The following is a 4,243-nucleotide window of genomic DNA, read 5'->3' as shown; positions in this document are numbered from 1 at the left end:
CCCAGTTCCTGTTCCATGACAAGCTTGTCGGCGTGGCCCGAATTGGACATCCTCTTCTCGAGCGCGCGGCGGTGACCGCAGAAAGATATGCCGCCTGCGACCATGTCTTGGCGTCCAAGGATGGGGAGAGAATCGAGCCCGTCGATGCCGCCCTGGAGAAGCTGGGGTTTAAACGGGCGATAAGGGTCGTCGTGCCTGGATATCCGGATGCAATGCGGATTGCACGCCAATCGGATCTGGTCGCGCTGGTGCCGCATTCATGCCTGGGCAACAGCTTGACGAGCGATCTCCCTGTCACATCGGGTCTTGCGACCTTCGAAGTCCCGGTCCCCACGCCGGAGTTCAAGATATCGGCGATGTGGCATCCGCGAATGGACGCCGACCCGGCCCATCGCTGGTTTCGCGATACTGTGATGGCCGTGTGCCGGGCAGCGTATCCGAGACGGTGAGGTCACGTCGTCATGCATACCGGCATCGGCAGCGCTTTGGGTACGCGAGCCCTGGAGCCGGTCATGAAGTTCTGTTTCTTTCACGCTGATTCGTAAGGGATTTCAATCATCATCCCATCATAGGCTGGTTCGACATTGGCTGGTGTCTCGGCCACCACCGTTGCGTAGTCGAGCGGCACGTGCATATGCGTCAGCACCGCATGTATCGGCGCCAGCCGCTCGATCCAATCAAGCGCTTCGCCAAGGGACAGGTGACTAGGATGCGGCCGGTATTGCAGCGCATCGATGATCAGCACGTCGAGGGCGCGCAGCCGTTCGGCGGTGGGCTCCGGAAAGTCGCTGATGTCGGGGCAATAGGCGAGACCGCCGATGCGGAAACCGAGCGATACGATGTCGCCGTGGATCTGCGGCAGCGGCTCGAGGGTGAGGGTACCCCCCTCTCCTTCGATGACCACCGGCCTGGTGTGGTCGATGAGATGCGGCCTGACGATCGGCGGATAGGAACTGCCTTGCGGCGTCTCGAAACAGTATCCGAACGCTTCCCGCAGCCGAAGCATCGTCGCCCTGTCGGCATGAACGTCGATCAGCTGGCGCTGATCGAGAACGAAGCCGCGCAGATCGTCGATGCCATGGATATGGTCGGCATGCGGGTGGGTATAGACGACCGAATCGATACGTTTAACGCCGGCCAGCAGCATCTGCTGCCGAAAATCCGGCCCCGTGTCGATGACCACAGTCGTGCGGCCGCCATTCGACGCGATCCGCTCGACGAGTGCGGCGGCACGCGTGCGCCGGTTCTTCGGGTTGTCGGGGTCGCAATTGCCCCAGTCGCCGGTGATGCGCGGCGTACCTGGCGACGAGCCGCAGCCGAGAATGGTGAGGCGCAGCCGGTCGGTCATCGTTCAGGCGCTTTGCTCTACAGGCCGCGGCATCTTGCCGAACAGCCGGAAGAAATTATCCGTCGTCAGATCAGCGATTTCAGCTTCGCTGACGCCGATGGTTTCGGCCAGCACCTTGGCGGTATGGGCGACATAGGCCGGCTCGTTGCGTTTGCCGCGAAACGGCACGGGCGCCAGGTAGGGCGCGTCGGTTTCGACCAGCAGCCGGTCATGCGGCACATCGGCGGCAATGGCGCGCAACTCAGCCGAATTCTTGAAGGTGAGGATACCCGAGAACGACACGTAGCCGCCGAGAGCGACGCCAATTTCGGCAAGCCGACGCCCGGAAGAAAAGCAGTGCAGCATGAAGGGGAAGGTGCCCTTCCCCGTTTCGGCCTCAAGAATATCAGCCATATCTGCATCGGCATCGCGCGAATGGATGACCAGCGGCAGCCCCGTTTCGCGTGCGGTGGCGATGTGATTGCGAAAGCCTTGCGCCTGCGCATCGCGTGGCGCCTTGTCGTAGAAATAGTCGAGACCGGCCTCGCCGATCGCCACCACTTTCGGGTGGGCGGCCAGCCGCACGAGATCGGCAGATGTTACGTCGAGCTCTTCCGCGGCATTGTGCGGATGGGTGCCGACCGAACAGTATACTTCTTCGAAAGTCTCTGCGATTTCAAGGATTTGCTGAAATCTCTTCACGCGAGTTGAGATCGTCACCATGCGGCCTATACCGGCCGCCTTGGCGCGAGCGACAATGGAAGCCCGCTCCTCGGCGAAATCTGGAAAATCCAGATGGCAGTGGCTGTCGACGAGCATCAGACGTTCGCGTCCGGCTGTTCGACGTAACGTGGAAAAACCCCTTCCGGCACGGGTAACGCGGTGCCCGGCACCAGCGCATGGTCCGCGTGGACATGCACGAAGTCGCGGCTGTCCGCCGGCACCGCCAGCAGATCGAGCAGTTTCGCGGCTGATCCCGGAGTAAAGGGCTGACACAGCACCGCCACGCGGCGCACGACCTCGGCGGTGGTCCACAGCACGGTTTCCATGCGCTCCGGATTGGTCTTCTTCAACGCCCATGGCGCCTCTCCGGCAAAGTAGCGATCGGCTTCCGCCACCACGCCGAAGATCGACGCCAGCGCCAGATGGATGCCCTGCTCGGCCATCGCCTTGCGCGCGGTGTCGAGAGCGGCGACGGCCTGGTCCAGGATCGCGCTGTCGGCATCCGTCAGGTCGCCGCGCTGTGGCACCACGCCGCCGCAGTTCTTGGCGATCATCGACAGCGAGCGCTGCGCCAGGTTGCCGAGACCATTGGCAAGGTCGGCATTGGTGCGGTTGACGATCGCGTCATGGCTGTAGCTGCCGTCGTTGCCGAAGGGCACCTCGCGCAGGAAGAAGTAGCGCACCTGGTCGAGACCGTAGTGCTCGACCATCGCGAATGGATCCACGACGTTGCCAACCGATTTCGACATCTTCTCGCCGCGGTTGAACAGGAAGCCATGCGCGAAAACGCGCTTTGGCAACTCGATGCCCGCCGACATCAGAAAGGCCGGCCAATAGACCGCGTGGAAGCGGACAATGTCCTTGCCGATGATGTGCGTAGCCGGCCAATAGCGCCATTGCTCGGCCTTTGTGTCGGGATAGCCGGCGGCGGTGATGTAGTTGGTCAAGGCATCGACCCAGACATACATCACATGCTTGTCGTCGCCCGGCACCGGCACGCCCCATTTGAAGGTCGTGCGCGAGATCGACAGATCCTTCAGCCCGGACTTGACGAAGCTGAGCACCTCGTTGCGGCGCTCGGTCGGACCGACAAAGTCGGGCTGGCTCTCATAAAGCGCCAGCAATTTGTCCTGATAGGCGGAAAGCCTGAAGAAGTAGCTTTCTTCCTCGTTCCATTCGACGGGCGATCCAAGCGGTTCGCGACGCACGCCGTCGTCGCCGACGATCGTCTCACCTTCGTCGAAATAGGCTTCCTGGCGCACCGAGTACCAGCCGCTATAGCGGTCGAGATAGATGTCGCCATTGGCGGCCATCGCCTTCCAGATTGCCTGGCAGGATTCATAGTGGCGCGGTTCCGTCGTGCGGATGTAGTCGTCGTTCGAGCCACCCATCGCCTCGGTCATGGCGCGGAAAATCGCCGAATTGCGGTCGGCCAGCGCCAGCGGCGTTATGCCTTCCTTCTCGGCCGTTTGCTGCATCTTCAGACCGTGTTCGTCGGTACCGGTCAGGAAGAATACGTCCTTGCCATCCAGGCGCTGGAAGCGCGCCAGGGCGTCGGTTGCAATGACCGTATAGGCGTGGCCGATATGCGGCTTGCCGTTCGGATAAAAGATCGGGGTGGTGATGTAGAACTTGTCGCGTGACATGAATGAACCGTCATGAATGTCTGAATGGAAAGGCGTGGCGGTGGATATCGTATCGAGGCAGCATTTGCCATCCCGATGCCAATGCATGCCGCCCAAAAGTGGCCCCGGTTTTGGGGACAACGGCATGCATCGGGAAAACCGTCACATTCGCATTGCAGAATTCAGGCGGTCGATCATGATCAGGGCGTGCTGCTTCTTGTCGAGATTGTAGGTATCGGTCTCAGATATAGCGTCCAGCGCCTCATGCCAAGTGTCCGACAATTTTTTGGCCCGTGCGAGATCGCCCGCCAGTGCTGCCTGACTTGCCGCGTCCGACAACAGGTCCAGCGCCCGGCGGTTGAAGATATCGAACTGGATCGCCTGATCGCGGCCGGCCACGGCTTCGGCGAGGCGAAACGCGCCGCCGACATCGCTCTTTCTGCCGGTGACCAGAGCGTCGAGCGTGGAGGCGATCTCCAGCCCGCCATACTGCGTCAACAGGATCGCGTTGCGGGCGCTGCCCCCTGCCCGCCCGACCAGTGCCGCGCGAGCCGCCGGATCGCCAGGC

The 4,243-nt window shown here is 61.9% G+C and carries 4 protein-coding genes and 1 pseudogene; 1 reads left to right on the top strand and 4 read right to left on the bottom strand.

The genetic code is table 11. The features are described 5' to 3' along the window. Positions 1-449 (top strand): LysR substrate-binding domain-containing protein (locus tag EOC06_RS33595; protein ID WP_245470304.1); only part of this gene is annotated, 449 nt, incomplete at its 5' end. An 80-nt stretch (positions 450-529) separates the two neighbouring features. Here EOC06_RS33595 and EOC06_RS33590 read toward each other — a convergent pair. The 4 genes and pseudogenes from EOC06_RS33590 to EOC06_RS33575 all read right to left on the bottom strand — a co-directional run. After that, complete coding sequence (locus EOC06_RS33590; RefSeq protein ID WP_128309818.1) at positions 530-1,348, bottom strand: MBL fold metallo-hydrolase; 819 nt, start codon at positions 1,346-1,348, stop codon at positions 530-532. Positions 1,349-1,351: 3 nt separating this feature from the next. Beyond that, positions 1,352-2,146: a TatD family hydrolase gene (locus EOC06_RS33585; RefSeq protein WP_128309817.1), complete on the bottom strand. Its 795-nt coding sequence runs from the start codon at positions 2,144-2,146 to the stop codon at positions 1,352-1,354. After that, the gene (gene metG, locus EOC06_RS33580; protein WP_128309816.1) at positions 2,146-3,696 is read right to left on the bottom strand and encodes a methionine--tRNA ligase; all 1,551 of its coding nucleotides are present in this window, start codon (positions 3,694-3,696) and stop codon (positions 2,146-2,148) included. The genes EOC06_RS33585 and metG overlap by 1 nt, the downstream gene beginning before the upstream one ends. 141 nt (positions 3,697-3,837) lie before the next feature. Further along, positions 3,838-4,243: pseudogene (locus tag EOC06_RS33575) on the bottom strand (DNA polymerase III subunit delta'); the annotation flags it as partial.

The sequence above is a fragment of the Mesorhizobium sp. M7A.F.Ca.MR.362.00.0.0 genome (assembly GCF_004023175.1).
In the GTDB taxonomy this organism is placed as follows: Bacteria; Pseudomonadota; Alphaproteobacteria; order Rhizobiales; family Rhizobiaceae; genus Mesorhizobium.
Note: the sequence above shows the minus strand (reverse complement) of the source record. Positions and strands in the feature narration are given on the sequence as shown.

Excerpts from the sequence above, each read along its gene's own strand:
- EOC06_RS33590 (WP_128309818.1), bottom strand. The coding sequence starts at position 1,348 with ATGACCGACCGGCTGCGCCTCACCATTCTCGGCTGCGGCTCGTCGCCA.
- metG (WP_128309816.1), bottom strand. The coding sequence starts at position 3,696 with ATGTCACGCGACAAGTTCTACATCACCACCCCGATCTTTTATCCGAAC.
- EOC06_RS33585 (WP_128309817.1), bottom strand. The coding sequence starts at position 2,146 with ATGCTCGTCGACAGCCACTGCCATCTGGATTTTCCAGATTTCGCCGAG.